At 61.3% G+C, this 16,827-nt stretch carries 14 protein-coding genes; 9 read left to right on the plus strand and 5 right to left on the minus strand.

Annotated elements, in window-relative coordinates; translation table 11 throughout:
- The first annotated feature begins 13 nt into the window (after positions 1-13).
- From ABS758_RS04585 to ABS758_RS04605, 5 genes are all read left to right on the plus strand, one after another.
- Positions 14-2,461: a penicillin-binding protein 1A gene (locus ABS758_RS04585; protein WP_350381030.1), complete on the plus strand. Its 2,448-nt coding sequence runs from the start codon at positions 14-16 to the stop codon at positions 2,459-2,461.
- Positions 2,461-2,664 carry a hypothetical protein gene (locus ABS758_RS04590; RefSeq protein WP_350381032.1) on the plus strand — a complete coding sequence of 68 codons (204 nt, stop codon included), beginning with the start codon at positions 2,461-2,463 and terminating at the stop codon, positions 2,662-2,664. Before ABS758_RS04585 ends, ABS758_RS04590 begins: the two co-directional genes overlap by 1 nt.
- 7 nt (positions 2,665-2,671) lie before the next feature.
- Positions 2,672-3,943: a diaminopimelate decarboxylase gene (gene lysA, locus ABS758_RS04595; RefSeq protein WP_350381034.1), complete on the plus strand. Its 1,272-nt coding sequence runs from the start codon at positions 2,672-2,674 to the stop codon at positions 3,941-3,943.
- A 128-nt stretch (positions 3,944-4,071) separates the two neighbouring features.
- Entirely contained in the window at positions 4,072-5,202 is a 1,131-nt protein-coding gene (locus ABS758_RS04600; protein ID WP_350381036.1) for a hypothetical protein, read from the plus strand.
- Positions 5,103-6,989 (plus strand): putative bifunctional diguanylate cyclase/phosphodiesterase, encoded by a 1,887-nt coding sequence (locus tag ABS758_RS04605; protein WP_350381038.1) that lies wholly within the window; start codon positions 5,103-5,105, stop codon positions 6,987-6,989. Before ABS758_RS04600 ends, ABS758_RS04605 begins: the two co-directional genes overlap by 100 nt.
- A gap of 65 nt (positions 6,990-7,054) precedes the next feature.
- Here ABS758_RS04605 and ccsB read toward each other — a convergent pair whose 3' ends face one another.
- The 3 genes from ccsB to ABS758_RS04620 all read right to left on the minus strand — a co-directional run bounded on the left by ccsB (position 7,055) and on the right by ABS758_RS04620 (position 11,266).
- Complete coding sequence (gene ccsB / locus ABS758_RS04610) at positions 7,055-8,416, minus strand: c-type cytochrome biogenesis protein CcsB (protein ID WP_350381040.1); 1,362 nt, start codon at positions 8,414-8,416, stop codon at positions 7,055-7,057.
- Positions 8,406-10,391, minus strand: a complete 1,986-nt coding sequence (locus tag ABS758_RS04615; protein ID WP_350381322.1) for a cytochrome c biogenesis protein ResB — start codon at positions 10,389-10,391, stop codon at positions 8,406-8,408. The genes ccsB and ABS758_RS04615 overlap by 11 nt, the downstream gene beginning before the upstream one ends.
- 185 nt (positions 10,392-10,576) lie before the next feature.
- Positions 10,577-11,266, minus strand: a complete 690-nt coding sequence (locus ABS758_RS04620) for a c-type cytochrome (protein WP_350381042.1) — start codon at positions 11,264-11,266, stop codon at positions 10,577-10,579.
- 157 nt (positions 11,267-11,423) lie between these two features.
- On the opposite strand from ABS758_RS04620, the gene yihA reads away from it, so the two are divergent.
- A complete protein-coding gene (gene yihA / locus ABS758_RS04625; protein WP_350381044.1) occupies positions 11,424-12,047 on the plus strand; it encodes a ribosome biogenesis GTP-binding protein YihA/YsxC in 624 nt (207 codons plus the stop codon).
- 83 nt (positions 12,048-12,130) lie between these two features.
- On the plus strand, positions 12,131-13,144 hold the full coding sequence (gene hemB / locus ABS758_RS04630; protein WP_350381046.1) for a porphobilinogen synthase: 1,014 nt from the start codon (positions 12,131-12,133) through the stop codon (positions 13,142-13,144).
- A 97-nt stretch (positions 13,145-13,241) separates the two neighbouring features.
- On the opposite strand, the gene ABS758_RS04635 is transcribed toward hemB, so the two are convergent.
- Positions 13,242-14,396 carry a trypsin-like peptidase domain-containing protein gene (locus tag ABS758_RS04635; RefSeq protein WP_350381048.1) on the minus strand — a complete coding sequence of 385 codons (1,155 nt, stop codon included), beginning with the start codon at positions 14,394-14,396 and terminating at the stop codon, positions 13,242-13,244.
- A 44-nt stretch (positions 14,397-14,440) separates the two neighbouring features.
- Here ABS758_RS04635 and ABS758_RS04640 point away from each other — a divergent pair, with 44 nt between their 5' ends.
- Positions 14,441-15,220, plus strand: a complete 780-nt coding sequence (locus ABS758_RS04640) for a Nif3-like dinuclear metal center hexameric protein (protein WP_350381050.1) — start codon at positions 14,441-14,443, stop codon at positions 15,218-15,220.
- Positions 15,221-15,559: 339 nt separating this feature from the next.
- Here ABS758_RS04640 and mscL read toward each other — a convergent pair whose 3' ends face one another.
- Positions 15,560-16,012 carry a large conductance mechanosensitive channel protein MscL gene (gene mscL, locus ABS758_RS04645; RefSeq protein WP_350381052.1) on the minus strand — a complete coding sequence of 151 codons (453 nt, stop codon included), beginning with the start codon at positions 16,010-16,012 and terminating at the stop codon, positions 15,560-15,562.
- A 166-nt stretch (positions 16,013-16,178) separates the two neighbouring features.
- Between mscL and petA the strand changes: the two genes are divergently transcribed.
- Positions 16,179-16,826 (plus strand): ubiquinol-cytochrome c reductase iron-sulfur subunit, encoded by a 648-nt coding sequence (gene petA, locus ABS758_RS04650; RefSeq protein WP_350381053.1) that lies wholly within the window; start codon positions 16,179-16,181, stop codon positions 16,824-16,826.
- Position 16,827 lies beyond the last annotated feature (1 nt).

Raw genomic sequence — 16,827 nt, forward strand, 5'->3', positions numbered from 1 at the left:
ACAATCGCCCCTGATGAGAACCACCAAAACCACCTCCAAGCAAAAGGCGCCTGCCCGCTCCTGGCTTTCGCGCCTGATCCTGAAGGCGTTCGTGCTCTGCGCCGGCCTGGGCATCTGTGGCGCACTCTTGCTGACACTGGCGCTGGCACTGGCCTGGCCCAATCTGCCCGACCTCCACGCGATGACCGACTACCGGCCACGCGTGCCGCTGCGCATCTACACGGCCGATCACGTGCTGATTGGCGAGTTTGGCGAAGAACGCCGCAATGTACTGCGCTTCAACGAGATTCCGGACGTCATGAAATCGGCCATCCTGGCCGCAGAAGACGACCGCTTCTACCAGCATGGCGGCATCGACTGGGCGGGCGTGCTGCGTGCGGCCATCGCCAACGTGGTGCACATGTCCAAGACACAGGGCGCCAGCACCATCACCATGCAGGTAGCGCGCAATTTTTATCTGTCCTCCGAAAAAACCTACACACGCAAGTTCTACGAGCTTCTGCTCACGTTCAAGATCGAAGCCACGCTCAGCAAAGACCAGATTCTGGATCTGTACATGAACCAGATCTTCCTGGGACACCGGGCCTATGGTTTTGCCGCGGCCAGCCGCACGTATTTTGGCAAGCAACTGGCCGACATCACGCCGGCCGAGGCCGCAATGCTGGCTGGCATCCCCAAGGCGCCGTCGCGGTTTAACCCGATTGCCAATTTTGATCGGGCCAAGTCGCGCCAGGCCTATGTGCTGGGCCGGATGCACGAGCTTGGCTACCTGAACGACGCCGAGTACGAGAAGGCCAAGGCGCAAGAGATCGTGATCCAATCGGCTGCCGGCACTCCCACCGGGCGCTACGCAGTGCACGGCGAATACCCGGCCGAACTGGCCCGCCAGCTGCTGTACGGCGTGTATCAGGACGACATCTATTCACGCGGCTTCAATATCTACACCACGATCAATTCGGTGGATCAGGAAGCCGCTTACCAATCGCTGCGTGACGGCGTGCTGGATTACACGCGGCGCGCCTACTACCCTGGCCCCGAAGAAACCATCGATTTGCCTGAAGGCATCGAGAACCAGCCCGAGGCCTTTAACGAAATCCTGGACACCGTCCAGGAAAAATACCCGGACAACGGCGATCTCCTCACCGGCATCGTGCTTTCGGCCAGCCCTACCGAAATCAAAGTGGCACGCAGCCCCAAGCAGATCATCACCATCACCGACAAAAGCGCTTTGCGGGTGGTGGCCCGCGGCCTGGGGCCCAAAGCCAAAGACTCAGTGCGCATCTCACGCGGATCTGTGGTGTATGTGCACAAGCAGGATAACGATGTCTGGGAGCTTTTAAACAAACCCGGCATTCAGGCGGCACTGGTATCGGTGCGCGCACAAGACGGCGGCATCCTGGCGATGGTGGGCGGATTTGACTTCGAAGAAGGCAAATTCAACCGCGTCACCCAGGCCTGGCGTCAACCAGGCTCATCCTTCAAACCGTTTATCTACGCCTCGGCACTCGAGCGCGGCCTAACCCCTGCCACGCAGATCTCCGACGAGCCCTTCTCGCTGACCGCCGAGCAAACCGGCTCCAAGGCCTGGAACCCCAAAAACTACGGCCGGGCCTACGAGCCCATGCTGACCATGCGCCAGGGTCTGTACAAATCCAAGAACATGGTGTCGATTCGCATCATGCAGGCGGTGGGCCCGCAATACGTGCAGGATTACGTCACCCGCTTCGGTTTCGACCGCTCGCGCCAACCCGCGGTGCTGCCGCTGGCACTGGGTGCGGGCAGCGTGACACCACTGCAGCTGGCAGGTGGCTTTGCCGTCTTTGCCAATGGTGGCTACCGCGTGCCGCCCTATCTTATTGATCACGTCACGGACAGCAGTGGCAAAGTCATCATGCGCGCACGGCCCACCGTGGCCGGCGATACGCTGGCCCGGGTGATCGACCCTCGCACCGCCTACGTGATGAATGACATGCTGCGCGGCGTGGCCACCTATGGCACCGGCGCACGCGTACACCGCGAACTGAAACGCAACGATATCGGCGGCAAGACCGGCACCACCAATGATTCTCAGGACGCGTGGTTTGCCGGGTTCACGCCCAAGCAGGTGGCCGTGGCCTGGATGGGCTTCGACCAGCCCAAATCGATGGGCCAGGGCGAAACCGGCGGCGGCGCAGCACTACCCATCTGGGTGGGCTATATGCGCACCGCCCTGAAAGGCCAACCCGAGATCCCTCCTGGCCCCATGCCCAGCGGCCTATCACGCATCAACGGTGATTTTTATTTCTCCGAATACCCCCCCGGGGTGGCCATCGCACGCGTCGGCCTGCCCGCTCCTGGCGATCCGCTTTCCGGAAGCCCATCCGACAGCGGCCAGGACGGCATCGGTGCCCTGCTGGATCAACTCCACAGCCGCAGCGACAACGAAGCGGCTGTGCCCCAACCTGTCCGAGTGCCCTTTTAATGATTAATTGCTCCGTGGCCCGCCTGGCCGCCCGCGTTGCCCCCCTGACATTGGCCCTGGGGCTTGTGGGGTGCGGCATGAAAGGCCCGCTGGTGCCGGCAACGCCGCCCCCGCCAGTGGATCCTGTCCTGACCCAGCCGCCGGCCATCAGCCCGGCTGCGCAGACACCCAATACCACTCCTCTTCCCTCTTCACGCCCCTGAACGTTTCATGACGACTGCCCCTTGCTTTCCTCTGCGGGACGGCATCCTGCACGCTGAAGACATCCCGCTGACCCAACTGGCCGATCAATACGGCACACCCCTGTACGTATACTCGCGTGCAGCGCTGCGTGCGGCCTGGGCCCGTTACGCCAGCGCCATCCAGGGGCGCGACGCACTGGTGTGCTATGGCGTCAAAGCCAACTCCAATCTGGCTGTGCTGCACGAGTTCGCACAACTGGGTTCGGGGTTTGACATCGTCTCAGGGGGCGAGCTCGAGCGCGTGCTGGCTGCTGGGGCACCGGCCAACCGTATCGTGTTCTCGGGCGTGGGCAAGCAAGCTTGGGAGATGCGTGCGGCACTGAACGCCGGCATCAAGTGTTTTAACGTCGAGTCCGTCCCCGAGCTCGAACGCCTGGCCGACATCGCCCAGGAGATGGGCGTGCGCGCACCGGTGTCACTGCGCGTGAACCCGGATGTGGATGCCAAGACCCATCCGTATATTTCCACCGGGCTGAAAGACAACAAGTTTGGTATCGATATCCTGCAGGCGCCGGCGGTGTATCGCCAGGCCAGCCAGCATCCGGCACTGGAAATCGTTGGTGTCGATTGCCATATCGGCTCGCAGATCACCGAGATCAGCCCTTATCTGGACGCACTGGACAAGCTGCTGCGCCTGATCGATACGCTGGCGGCCGAAGGCATTGGCCTGCGCCACCTGGATCTGGGCGGCGGGCTGGGCATCCGCTATACCGACGAAACCCCGCCGCACCCGGCCGACTTGCTGAATCCGGCATTTGAAGCCCTGCACACGCATGGCCTGGATCACTTGCAAGTAATCCTTGAACCTGGGCGCTCGCTGGTGGGCAATGCCGGGGTGCTGCTGACCCGTGTCGAATACCTGAAACCCACCGAGGCGCGCAATTTTGCCATTGTGGACGCCGCCATGAACGATCTCATGCGCCCGGCCCTGTACGAAGCCTGGCACGACGTCATAGAGGTTCAGCCGCGCCGGGGCACCCCCCAAGCCACCTACGATGTGGTGGGGCCCATCTGCGAAAGCGGCGACTGGCTGGCACGCCAGCGCCCCCTGGCGATCCAGCAAGGAGACTTGCTGGCCATTCTGTCGGCCGGCGCCTATGGGTTTTCGATGGCCAGCCAGTACAACACCCGTCCGCGCGCAGCCGAAATCCTGGTTGATGGCCAACAGCACTGGCAGATCCGGCCACGCGAAGCGGTGCGTGATCTTTTTGCCACAGAACGTATCCCAGAAAACCCGTAAGCGCACCAGGACCGAAAACCGGAGACCTGAAAGTACGTTAAAGTTTTGCCACTTACTGTCGTAAATCGTCAGGGGCTGCAAGTGTCCATTAAGCGTCTTGTGGTTTTTTGTCATCTCTGGCCTGTGGTATGCCCGCACTGAAGGATTCCGTTTCCCTGATCGACCCATCCCGGTCTCATCGGCAGGGTAGTGCGCGCGTCTTCCTGGTGTATTTTTTGCTGCCGCTGCTTGCAGGCCTGATCGCAATTGGCTCTGCCTGGCTACTGCCCGCACATGTACACCCCACCCAGGGCCAGGGCCTGGCCACCCAGTTTGCCCCCGGCCCGTTTGAATCTCCCATCAAGGCAGCGGCAGCCCTGCAATCCTTGCCTACCCGGCTGTCCAAAAACATCCCGGTTGGCCCTCACTGGCTACTGGCCGAGCTCGACACCCCCTCACAGCCCGACATACCCCCTACGTCAGTGCTGCTGATACCCACCGCCACCATCACACCACCCGTGTGCTGGCTGTTTAACGGGAATCATCCCGGCCAACTCACCCCGCTGACTTTCCAGCTGGGGATCCTGGGATACTCGGCCGGCATGCCTGGCACAACAGCCGCCAATCGGGTGCTGTGCGAAGTGCAGCAATTCATCCCCGGCGCGCTCGCCATCCAGCAGTGGTCTTTACCGGCATTTTCAGCGGCCAGCGGACAGCATGCCTATGCCATGGGCATGCTTACCGGCGGCCTGCTGTTGCTTATCGCTTTTATTGCCATCGTATCGATCACCACACACGATCACCTGTACGTGCTGTTGGCCGCGTGGATGTTGTGCAATGTGCGCCTGGGCGCGTGGGCACTGGGCTGGGATCACTTCTGGCTTGAGCACACCTTGTCTCCCCCCAACCTGATTGCCTCGCGCAACCTGGTGGTGCTGTTTGCCTTTACCCTTACCTGGCTGTTGTTCAGCCGCCTGTTCCGGCACAATCTGGGTGCACGCCTTTGCCGCCATCTGCAACTACTGGGGCTGGCGGGGTCAGCGTTGTTGCTGGCAAGCGTTTTGCTGGGTTCCAGCCAGACACTGCAAACCACCACCTTTCTTGCAGCCTGGGCCGATAGCGCCCTGGTGGCCACCATCCTGGTCCACGCCCTGTTCCGGGTAACCACACGCACACTGTTTTGGCACACGCTGGCCGTGTGCCTGGCTGTGCTGATCATCGTCATTGGCCTGATCCTGCTGGCGCCCTGGGACACATCAACAGCATCGACAGCACGGTAGGCGTTGCCCTGTTTCTGGGCTGCAACCTGCTGGTAGCGCTGGCCACCGCCAACCGCACCCGCGAAGACCGCCAGTTACGGCTGCGGCAGCGCAACGAGCTTATCGTGCATGATTCGCTCTCGCCTCTGGGCCTGTTTACGTTAAGCGCAACACGTCACTTCGAGCACCTGAACCCCAATGCACGCCAGATGCTGGCCATCGACGACAGCCTCCAGGTGCCTGCGCTCAAGTGGCGGGATTACTTCGAAGAGATCGACTGGGTCGAGGTGTCACTGGCCACCGAGCAAGGCCGCGACACCGAAATCCAGCTGGCTCACCGCAGCAACGGCAACAGCTCGATACGCAGTTTTCTGTTGCGCGCCACGCTGGCGGGCAGCCGTATCGAGGGTTCTTTGCAGGATGTCACCGCACGCTCTGAAACCTTGCGCAATCTGCGACTAATGACCGACCACGACGCCCTAACCAACACGCTTAACCGGCGCGGGATAGAGTCTGCCATCGCAGCAGCCATCGAAGACCTGCAGCAAAACGGCACGCCCTGCACGATGTCCTACCTTAGCCTGGATCATTTAAAGCGCGTCAACGATCTCTTTGGCCACTCGGCCGGAGATCAACTGCTGCAGCTGGCCTGCGACCGCCTGCGATACTCACTGACCGACCAGCAAAAGGTGGGCCGCATCGGCACCGACGAATTCATCATCCTGTTTCCCAACATGCGGGCACGCGACGCCCGCCTGCTGGCCCAGGATATGGTCGACAGCTTGAACAGCGCGCCGTTTTATGTGGGCGACCGGTCTTTTCAGGTAAAGAGCGCCATGGGCCTGATCGACCTGAACACCGACATGGACCCCAAAGATGCCTTGGCGGCAGGCACCCGCGCCTGCCGCGACGCCCGCAAGCAGCACCAGGATATCGTGCTCTACGAAGAAAACACCGAGGCGCTGTTTGATCACATCAACGAGCTTCGGGTGTTCGAGCAACTCGAGCAAGGCACCCCGCCCGAAGACCTATACCTGCTGATGCAGCCCATCGTGTCGCTGCGCCATCCCCTCAAGATGCTCAACTTCGAGGTCTTGCTGCGCGTGCGGCAAAAAAACGGCCATGTCCCGCAAACCCAGAAGATCATCCAGGCGGCCGAAGACAGCGGCATGATCACCGCCATCGATAAATGGGTGGTGTCGTCCACCCTGGACTGGATGATCAAAAATCACGACAAGCTGCATCACACGCAGTTGGTCAATCTGAATCTCAGCGGTGTCTCACTTAACGACGACCGCTTTGTGGATTCGCTCTTCAGCCTGCTTAACCTGCAACCGCAACTCAGCCGGCGGCTGTGCATCGAGATCACCGAGGGCGTGGCCCTGCAGGATCTTGAGCGTACCCGTCAGTTCATGCGCCGCCTGCAGCGCATGGGCGCCCGCGTGGCCCTGGACGATTTTGGCGCAGGCTATACGTCGTTCTCGTACCTCAAAGAACTGCCAGCCGACACCATCAAGATCGATGGCAGCCTGATCCGCGACATGCTGGGCAGCGAAGCCAACATCGCCATCGTGAACAGCATCGTGGATCTGGCGCACAACCTGGGTATGGAGTGCATTGCCGAGTGGGTCGAGGACGAACCCACGCTGCGCGCCCTGGCCGAGATGGGCGTGGACTACGTACAGGGCTACATTGTGTCGCCCGCCTGCGAGCCCGCAGAGCTGCTGGCCCACAAGAACATCCTTACCCTGATCAGCGACCCAGCCACCCGCACCCTGCTCGAAGAAATCAGCGGCCGCCGGTCCTGATGTTGCCTCTGGCAAAGCAAAAGCGCCCCGAAGGGCGCCTTTGCTTTGCTGCAATCCAGAGAAGCCTAGAGCTCTCCGTAGGAGTGCAGCCCTGAGAGGAACATATTGACCCCCAGGAAGGCAAAGCTGGTAACCAGCAGGCCGCTCAGCGCCCAGTAGGCGGCCATGGAGCCGCGCAGGCCTTTCATGAGACGCATGTGCAACCAGGCCGCATAGTTAAGCCAGACGATGAGCGCCCAGGTTTCTTTGGGATCCCACTGCCAGTAGGTGCCCCAGGCATCCGCCGCCCACAACGCACCCAAAATGGTAGCCACGGTAAAGAAGGCAAAGCCCACGGCAATGGCGCGATACATGATGTCGTCGAGGAGCTCGAGCGAGGGCAGGCGCTGTGCAATAGGGGCACGGAAAGCCAGGATGGTGCCCACGATGAGCGCACCCACGCCAAAATACAGCATCCAGGTGGCCGAGAGCTCGCGCGAACCGAAGATGAAGGGCTCGGCGCACAGCACCGCACCCAGCGCAAACACGGGAATCAATGGCTTCCAGCTACGGGTGTCACCATGGGATTTGACCAGGTAGGCAAAACCCACCATGGCCGCCAGGCTGAAGGTGCCATAACCAATAAAGTTGGCCGGCACGTGAAGTTTCATCCACCAGCTTTTAAGCGCAGGCACCAACGGCTGGATCTGATAGGCATCGCGGGTAAACGAATACCACAGCAAAAACACCACCAGAGAGCTGATGACCAGCAGCACAAAGCCGCCCAGGGCGCGGGTGGCGTAGCGGCGCTCGTAGTAGAGATAAAACAGTGCCGTGATCAGCGACATCAGCACGAAGACTTCGTAGAGGTTGCTGACCGGGATATGGCCGATGCCGTCGCCCATCAGGTGGCCTTCGCGCCAGCGCACCAGCAGGCCGGTAAGCCCGAAAAACACGGCACTCCAGGTAAGCACAGTACCCAGCCAGGCGGCTGTCGTGCTGGCAAAACCGATCCAGTAGCACACCGTGGCCAGCACAAACAGGGCGCACATCCACAAAATGGCCGACTGCGAAGACAGCAAGTACTTGAGCAGGAAGCTGGTGTCGGCACGGGCAAGATCACCCTGCAACAAAGAGCCCGTGGGGCTATAGAGCCAGATGGCCAGCAGCGCACAGGCGCCGGCCGTGATCATCAGCACCCGCAGGGGGCGCCACAGCCAGCCCAGCCAGCTGAACACCGCCACGGCACCAATGAGGATGAGTTTTTCGTAGTAATCCATGAACTGGCCATAGGAGGTGAGGACGTGTGCCGCCCCCACTGCCAGCAACAGGAAAAAGCCAAGGTCTGTCCAGTTGGGACGACCGCGTCGGCCGCGGTGGTCGCCACTGGTGTTCATGTCTGGTGACCACAGGGCCATCGGTTGCCGGGCTACAGTATCAGTGCTCATGAGTGTCTCCGAGGTTGCGCAGGGCGTCCCGCAGCCTTTCAAATTCGTGGTTGAAATCCATATTGCGCCGTTGGGTTGTCATGGCGGCCAGCCATTGGCTGCCCCCTTGAGCAGGGCGCACCCACACCCAGACCCGTCGCTCGCGAATGTAAAACATCGAAAACACCCCGAGGATGAGCAATAGACAACCAATATAGACCGTAATCTTGCCGGGGCTGCGCGCCACCTGGAAGACACTGGCCTGGACTTGATCGAAGTTGGTGAGCTGCAGGGCCACGGGTGCCGGATAATCGGGCAGCGAGGCGAGCGCCAGGACGGCCAGGCGCAACCACTGGGCTTCATGTTCGGCCTGCGGGCCGCTGGGGTCAAGTGCGGGTAACCCTTGTTGCACGCGCACCAGATCGCGAAGCTCTTGCAGGCTGAGCTGGATCATGGGAACCGCAAAATCAAGGATTTTCTCGCGCTGGTCGGGCGGTGCGGAATCGATGATGCCATTAAAGCCGCGCTGGGAGAATGTACGCAAGGCGCCTTGGGCGGCCTGGAACATCAGGGTGCGCTGCTCGCCCTCGGGGGCGTTTAGCTGGGCAAAGCGATGTGCGGCAACTTCCCGCATGGTGGGGTTGGCCAGTGCCGCGCGCAGATGCATGAATTCTTGCATGGTGCCCTGGTCGTCAGCGGGAATGCGCAAATAACGATAGGCGTCGGCCGGGGTTTTGCGTGTACCCAGCAAAAACAGGGGGAAGTTATCGATCTGGATAGGCAGCATGTACTGAGTGAACTCGTGCGATTGCCCATCGGCCCCCACCAAGCGGTACTGTACGCTTGGACCCACATTTTTTTTGCTCTCGTCGTGCGGGCGCGCCGCACTGCCGGTAACCGCCGCCACATCACGGATGATGTCCGTGGGCTGGGGGTCTGGATCGGACCCGAGGTTTTCGACGTTGATGACCCGCAGGCCGGTGAAATCGACCGTCTGCCCGCCCAATGCCGGTGGCAGCTTGCCATCAGAGCCTACCGTCCCTTTGAGATCCAGCGGCTGGGCGCCATCCCCCGACAGCGGCCAGGCTTTCAGACTGAGGCTGCTGCCGCCGTCATCGAAGCTGGACTGATACACGGTGATGCCCTTGTAGCGCAGGGGCTCGTTGACCTGAATGGTTTGCTCGAAAGATTTGCCGGTTTCGTGGTCAGTGACGACAACGTCGCTGCGAAAATCGCTGGGCATGCCGGTTTGGTAGTACTCGACATAGAACTTTTTGAGCTTGATGGAGAAAGGCAATGGCTGCAGCAACACCCCCTGCCCGGAGGACACGATCCCCACGCTGCTTTGCTTGCCGTCGGGTATAAACATATTGGCGCGGAAACTGGGGTTGCGCGCCGACAGGCGCCCGGATTCGGGCACATCCGAGATGAGCATATTGCCGGTGACCGGCTGCTTGTCGAACAGCCAGGTTTGCATCCGCACCGGCAACTCGCTATCGAGCAAGCCACCCAGACAGATCACCACAATGGCCACGTGCGCAAAAATGTAGCCCAGCCGATTGGCCGCGCCTTTTTTGGCCGCCACCATGCGGCTTTCGCCGTCTTCACGCACCCGAAAGCGGAAACCCCGGCTACGCAGCAACCGGCCCACCTGATCCACGGCCTGGTCGGGCGTAAGGGCGCTGTCGACCTCGACCTTATGATGAAACGCCTTGAGACTGGAGCCGCGCACGTACTCGCGGAACGTACGCATGTCGCGGATCATCTTGGGCGCATTGCGCATCACGCACAAGGTGGTGGACACCACCAGGAAGCCCATGATCATCAAAAACCAGGCACTGTTGTAGATATGCCAGATGGAGAATTTGTCGAAGACGGAAAACCAGAACGGACCGAACTGATCGATATAGGCGTTGGTACCCTGATTTTGCGGCAGCACGGTGCCAATCAGGCTGGCAACACAGATGAATACCAGGAGACTGATGGCAAAGCGCATCGAGCCGAAGAGCTCGATGATGTCGGTACCACGGACACGGGGTTTGCTGGAAGACGTCACGACTGCCCAAAAAATGAAAAAAAGGGGGTGCGCCTGAGCGTCCCCCCTATTGGTATTATTTTAAAGTTGAACCTTACACCGTTTTTGCCGGGCGTGCCCCGGAAGACCCCGGAAACAACGAGGAATTAGCGCAAGCCCGCGGCATAATCGGCCACCGCCGCGAGGTCGGGGTCGGTCATGCGGCTGGTGATGTCGTACATGATGGTGTTTTTACGATCACCCGAGCGGAACAGCTTGAGCTGTGCCAGCAGGTATTCGGAGTGCTGACCGGACAGCCGGGGGAACTCGCCGGGCAGGCCGGCACCGGTGGCACCATGGCATGCAGCACACGCAGGCACCTGACGATCGGCAATACCGGCACGCCAGATGTGCTGGCCGCGCTCGGTGGTGGCTTCGTGGGTGGCAGTGGCGGCGGTATCCGGATTAAGCGGCTGCTGCGATAGATACAGGGCGACGTTCTGGATGTCCTGGGCGCTTAGTGCGGGCGCGATGGTGGACATGATGGACGGTGCACCGTCGGCGCCTGTGCGCACAGCGGGCTTATCGCCTTGCGGGACAAAATCGTGCAACTGCTTGGCCAGGTATTCGTGGGGCATGGCGGCCAGATTGGGGTTGGCCGGGACGGTGCTGTTGCCACCGTCGCCATGACAGGTAATACAGGCCAACACACCGCGCGTGGCATCGCCCTTGACGAACAATTGCTCGCCGGCTTTGGCGTCCGGCGTAGTGACATCCTGAGCGTGAGTAAGGCCAGGCAAGGCGCCGGCAAACACCAGGCTGCCGACCATAAACATACTGGATAGCGCACGCTTCATGAGATCCTCGAGGTTGGGTCGGGGCGCCAAAGGCGCCGGCTTTTTTGGCCGCCAAGCCGCGCACACACCGGGCGCGGGGCAGCCACCGTATTCGATACAAGCGAGGATTATACAATAGCGTTATTGACAGCATCCTTTCGGCTCGCGCCGCACCATTGTGTCCCTACTTCATCGCGCCCGCTTTACGGTGTCAGCCGCCCGCCTGGATCAGCTGCCCGCCCCCACCACCGCCGAGGTCTGCTTTGCAGGCCGCTCCAATTCCGGCAAATCGTCGGCCATCAATGTGCTCACCAACCAGCGCCGCCTGGCGTTTTCCAGCAAAACACCTGGGCGCACACGGTTGATCAACCTGTTCGGCATCCCCGACCCCCTCACCCCCGAGGCCTGGCTGGGGTTTCTGGTGGATTTGCCCGGCTATGGCTACGCGGCAGTCGATCGCGCCTCACGCGACGAGTGGGCCGAGGTGCTGGGCGGCTATCTGCACCAACGCAGCAGCCTGGCCGGCGTGGTGCTGCTCATCGATATCCGCCGTGGCGTTACCGATCTTGATCGCCGGCTGGCCCACTGGATTGGCCTGCGCGGCCTGCCCACGCTGGCGCTGCTGACCAAGGCGGATAAACTGCCTTATGGACAGCGGGTGCGCGCCACCCAGCAAGTACGCAAAGAACTTGCCGAGATCGGCACGCTGACCGCACTGCCGTTTTCGGCCACGCACCGCATCGGCCTCGAAGAAGCCGCGTTGCATATCGAAAACTGGATTTCGCCGCAGCAGGTGCCTTAGGTACCCGCCTGCGCCCGGCCACGCTGTTTGGCCCATCGTTTTTGCTTGGCCTGCCATCATGGGCAGGCTGCCAGGAGTTCTCCATGACCAAATTTCTGCCGCCCGTTGACTTTCCCATTGCCCGCCTGCGCCGCAACCGGCGCGACGACTTCTCGCGCCGTCTGGTGCGCGAGAACCGCCTGTCAGCAGACGATCTGATCTACCCGGTGTTTGTGCAAGAGGGCAAACAGGTGCGCGAACCCGTGGCCTCGATGCCCGACGTGGTGCGCCATTCGCCCGATACCTTGCTGGAGACGGCCGAAACCTGCGTCTCATTGGGTATCCCGGTGCTGGCGCTGTTTCCGCACATCGACCCTGCCCAGAAAACCCCGGACGGCATCGAGGCGGCCAACCCTGATGGCCTGATTCCCCGCACGGTGGCGCTGCTCAAGCAGCATTTTCCCGAACTCGGCGTACTCACCGACGTAGCGCTGGATCCCTACACCAGCCACGGGCAAGACGGCCTGATAGACGATAACGGCCAGTTGCTTAACGAGCCCACGGTAGAGATGCTGGTGCGCCAGGCGCTTACCCACGCACAAGCCGGTGTGGACATCGTTGCCCCCAGCGACATGATGGACGGACGCATCGGCGCGGTGCGCCAGGCACTGGATGCGCAGCAACTCATCCATACGCGCATCATGGCGTATTCAGCCAAGTATGCCAGCGCTTTTTACGGGCCATTCCGTGAAGCCGTCGGCTCGGCTGCGCAACTGGGCGCATCCAACAAGGCTACTTACCAGATGGATCCGGCCAATCGCCTTGAAGCCCTGCGCGAAGTGGCTGCCGACATCCGCGAGGGTGCCGACATGGTGATGGTGAAACCCGGCCTGCCCTACCTGGATGTCTTGCGCGAAGTCAAAGACGCTTTTGGCATGCCCACCTATGCTTATCAGGTCAGTGGCGAGTACGCGATGATCAAGGCGGCATCGGCCAATGGCTGGCTGGATCACGACAAGGTGATGATGGAATCCCTGCTGGCATTCAAGCGGGCCGGCGGCGACGGCATCCTGACATACTTCGCGATTGCTGCTGCGCGCATCCTGCGCGGCGCGTAAGCCACACCCCCACAGTACCATCACCTGCCGGCAGCAGTGCCTGCAGGAACCCCACCCCCAGCCAGGCAAGCCCGGCGCCGGCAAGTTGCGGGTGCCTCTATCGGCTGCGGCGCACCTGCGGACGGATCCCCACCGTCACATCAACGGTGGATGATTTGCCCGCACGCACAATCTGCAGCTGCGCGGTGCTGCCAATCTTGATGCCGGCCAGCCGGTTGAGCAGATCAATCGCATCGAGCACAGGCCGGCCGTTCAGCGTCCGGATGATATCCCCCACCTGCAACCCTGCTTGCGCCGCCGGGCCGTGGGCAAAGACACGCGCCACAATCACCCCCTGGAGGTCGTCCAGGTGAAAGGCCCGGGCAAGATCCGGCGTGATGTCCTGGGGCTCGAGCCCCAGCCAGCCACGCTGGACATGACCGGTCTGGATAATCTGGTCAAGGATGGCGTGAGCGGGCCCGGAGGGGATGGCAAAACCGATGCCCAGCGAGCCGCCGGTTTCTGAATAGATAGCAGTATTGATGCCCACCAGCCGACCTTGGGTATCGATGAGGGCGCCTCCGGAGTTACCGGGGTTGATGGCAGCATCCGTCTGGATGAAGTCTTCGTAGGTGTTGATGCCCAGGCGGTTGCGGCCCAATGCAGAAACGATGCCCTGGGTGGTGGTTTGCCCCACGCCAAAGGGGTTGCCGATCGCCAGCACGACGTCACCCACCTGCACGGACTGGTTGGGGTCGAAGACGATGGCAGGCAGTTTGTCGAGATTGACTTTAAGGACGGCGAGGTCGCTTTCGGGGTCGGCGCCGACAATCTGCGCGCTGGCGTGACGGCCATCTTTCAGGCTGACTTCAATACTGTCAGCCGCCTCGATGACATGGTAGTTGGTAAGGATGTAGCCGTCGGCACTGACGATGACGCCAGAGCCAAGGCTGGTGGAGTCCTGGCGCCGGGTGAATCCGGGGACGCTGCGCAAGAAGCGCTGCAGGCCTGGGTCGGCGGGCATGGGCACCAATGGAACATCAATGTGCTTTCGGGTGTAAATATTGACCACAGAGGGCGCGGCACGGGCAACGGCCGGGGCGTAGCTGCTGACCTGGCCAATGCCGGAGGCCTGCCCGCCAGTTGCAGTATGGGCGGGTGCGTTTGCAGGGACGCCACCGGGCAGCCATTGGGGGCGCAGTGTGGAAACAAGAAACAGGACAGCCAGGCAGACAGTGACGGCCTGGGCAAAAATCAGCCACAATCGTTGCATTGGATGGGCTCTCTGTTGATGATTTGTTTTAAGGACTATGTTGAATGAAACCACAGATTTCACGTAAGGATCTGGAATCCTGGCTGACGACTACGTTGCAACCGGAGCGTTTTCGGGATTATTGCCCGAATGGTCTGCAGGTGGAGGGCCGGGAGGAGATCCGGCACATTGTGACGGGGGTGACGGCGTCGCAGGCGTTGATCGAGGCAGCGATCGCACGCAACGCAGACGCGATTCTGGTGCATCACGGGTGGTTCTGGAAAAACGAGGATCCCTGCATCCGGGGGATCAAGCACCGGCGTTTGTCGGCGTTGATGGGGGCGGGGATCAATTTGTTTGCTTACCATTTGCCACTGGATGCGCACGAGGAGTGGGGTAATAACGCGCAACTGGCGCGGGTGATGGATTGGACGCCGGAGGTGCAGGCGGACGGGACGCGGGTGAGTTGCGGGCCGGATGGCCTGGTGTGGCTGGGTACGCCAGGCTTCGAGTGCACGGTGGGCGAGTTGTCGATGGATGTGGCGCAGCGTTTGGGGCGCAAGCCGCTGGTGGTGGGCGATCTGGACCGTCCTGTACGGCGTTTGGGGTGGTGTACGGGGGCTGCGCAGGGGTTTATGGATGCAGCGCTGGCGGCAGGGGTGGATTGTTATGTGAGCGGAGAGGTGTCAGAGCCGACGGTGCATTTGGCACGGGAGTCCGGGTGCGGGTATGTGTCGGCGGGGCATCATGCGACGGAGCGGTATGGGGTGCAGGCGCTGGGGGCGGGGGTGGCGGCGCGGTTTGGGGTGGAGGTGACGTTTGTGGATGTGTTTAATCCGGTTTGATTTCTTTCGTTGCTGCTGGGTTCCTGGCTGAAGGCTATCCTCTCGGGCGTGTTTGGCCCCGGTGCTGGGGGCTTTCTTGGCCAGAGCTCATCCTCTCGGGGAGGTATTGGGGGGCACAGGTCGCATTTTGGCGGCTTCGCCGGGGTTTGGGGGGCGGGCTCCAACAGTGCCCCCCAATACCTCCCCGAGAGGATTGACGATTTTGGGAGATTGCACGGCTGCCGTGCAGGGCAGTGGAATCACGCTCTGCCGCTTGTTGCGGTGCGTGCGCCACGCAAGGAATGGGGGCTGGAATACAGGGGATTGCGCCGCTGCGGCGGGCAGCGGCGCAGCGGGTGATTATTTTTTGAGGGCGTCGCGGATTTCGCGCAGGAGGACGACGTCCTCTGGGGTGGCGGGGGCGGCTGCGGGGGGCGGCGGGGCCTCTAGGCGGCGGCGGGCGTTGTTGACCATCTTGACCAGCATGAAGACAACGAGTGCCAGGAGAATGAAGTTGACAAGGATGGTGAGGAAGTGGCCCCAGGCAAAGACGACGGCGCCGGCTTTGGTGAGGTCGATGGCGGTCATGGGGCCGGCGTAGCCTTCGGGGAGGCGCAAGATCCAGAAAAGGTTGTCGAAGTTGACTTGGCCGCCGAGGATGAAGTTGATGAGCGGCATGACAAGGTCGTTGACGATTGAATCAATTATTTTGCCAAAGGCACCACCAATAATGACGCCGATGGCCAGGTCCATCATGTTGCCTTTGACGGCGAATTCCTGGAATTCTTTGATAAAACCGCTTGCTTTGGCCATGTTGGGTTTCTCCTCGGGATTTACCACGTTGGTCGTAACGCTATAATACGCGGTTGAAGACCCCCGTGGATGCAGATCAGGCAGGCGAGACTGCCTGTGTTGCGTCCATGTGCAAGCCGATATTGTCTAACGCTCCGCCCTTTGGGGCGGCTACCAGGGATAACAAATGAGTCAAAATCCGACACAGTCCGATGAGCAGGGCGCAGTCGACCCAAACTTGCCCCCCGACCCTTCCCGTCGTTTCTGGGTGGCATCGGCCTGTACGTTGGGCGGGGTGGCAGGGGTAGCAACGGCGGTGCCTCTGGTTGGATCATTTGCGCCGTCCGAAAAAGCCAAGGCGGCTGGGGCTCCAGTCGAGGCGGATATCTCGGGGCTGCCCGAGGGGCAGATGATGACGGTCGAGTGGCGCGGCAAGCCTGTCTGGGTGGTGCGCCGTACCAAGGCCGAGCTCGAAGATCTGCCGAAGCACGATTCCGAGCTCGCCGATCCCCAGTCCGAGCGCGCCGGGTTTACGCCCGAGTGGGCCAAAAACGAGTACCGCTCGCGCAAGCCCGAGATCTTTATCTGTATTGGTATCTGTACACACCTGGGTTGCTCGCCCACAGCGCATTTTCAAACAGGCGCCCAGTCGGGGTTGCCCAATGATTGGCCGGGCGGATGGCTCTGTCCGTGTCACGGCTCTACTTTCGATCTCGCCGGCCGCGTGTTCAAAAACAAGCCGGCCCCTGATAATCTCGAAGTCCCGCCTTATGCGTTTTCACCCGATGGGTCACATGTCGTGATCGGGGTGGACACCTACCCGACCAAGGCCTGAT

This window comes from Castellaniella sp. FW104-7C03 (assembly GCF_040276085.1).
Classification (GTDB): domain Bacteria; phylum Pseudomonadota; class Gammaproteobacteria; order Burkholderiales; family Burkholderiaceae_B; genus Castellaniella.

Excerpts from the sequence above, each read along its gene's own strand:
- mscL (WP_350381052.1), bottom strand. The coding sequence starts at position 16,012 with ATGGCCAAAGCAAGCGGTTTTATCAAAGAATTCCAGGAATTCGCCGTC.
- ABS758_RS04585 (WP_350381030.1), top strand. The coding sequence starts at position 14 with ATGAGAACCACCAAAACCACCTCCAAGCAAAAGGCGCCTGCCCGCTCC.
- ccsB (WP_350381040.1), bottom strand. The coding sequence starts at position 8,416 with ATGAGCACTGATACTGTAGCCCGGCAACCGATGGCCCTGTGGTCACCA.
- ABS758_RS04620 (WP_350381042.1), bottom strand. The coding sequence starts at position 11,266 with ATGAAGCGTGCGCTATCCAGTATGTTTATGGTCGGCAGCCTGGTGTTT.
- hemB (WP_350381046.1), top strand. The coding sequence starts at position 12,131 with ATGACCAAATTTCTGCCGCCCGTTGACTTTCCCATTGCCCGCCTGCGC.
- lysA (WP_350381034.1), top strand. The coding sequence starts at position 2,672 with ATGACGACTGCCCCTTGCTTTCCTCTGCGGGACGGCATCCTGCACGCT.
- petA (WP_350381053.1), top strand. The coding sequence starts at position 16,179 with ATGAGTCAAAATCCGACACAGTCCGATGAGCAGGGCGCAGTCGACCCA.
- ABS758_RS04600 (WP_350381036.1), top strand. The coding sequence starts at position 4,072 with ATGCCCGCACTGAAGGATTCCGTTTCCCTGATCGACCCATCCCGGTCT.
- ABS758_RS04635 (WP_350381048.1), bottom strand. The coding sequence starts at position 14,396 with ATGCAACGATTGTGGCTGATTTTTGCCCAGGCCGTCACTGTCTGCCTG.
- ABS758_RS04590 (WP_350381032.1), top strand. The coding sequence starts at position 2,461 with ATGATTAATTGCTCCGTGGCCCGCCTGGCCGCCCGCGTTGCCCCCCTG.
- ABS758_RS04615 (WP_350381322.1), bottom strand. The coding sequence starts at position 10,391 with ATGCGCTTTGCCATCAGTCTCCTGGTATTCATCTGTGTTGCCAGCCTG.
- ABS758_RS04640 (WP_350381050.1), top strand. The coding sequence starts at position 14,441 with ATGAAACCACAGATTTCACGTAAGGATCTGGAATCCTGGCTGACGACT.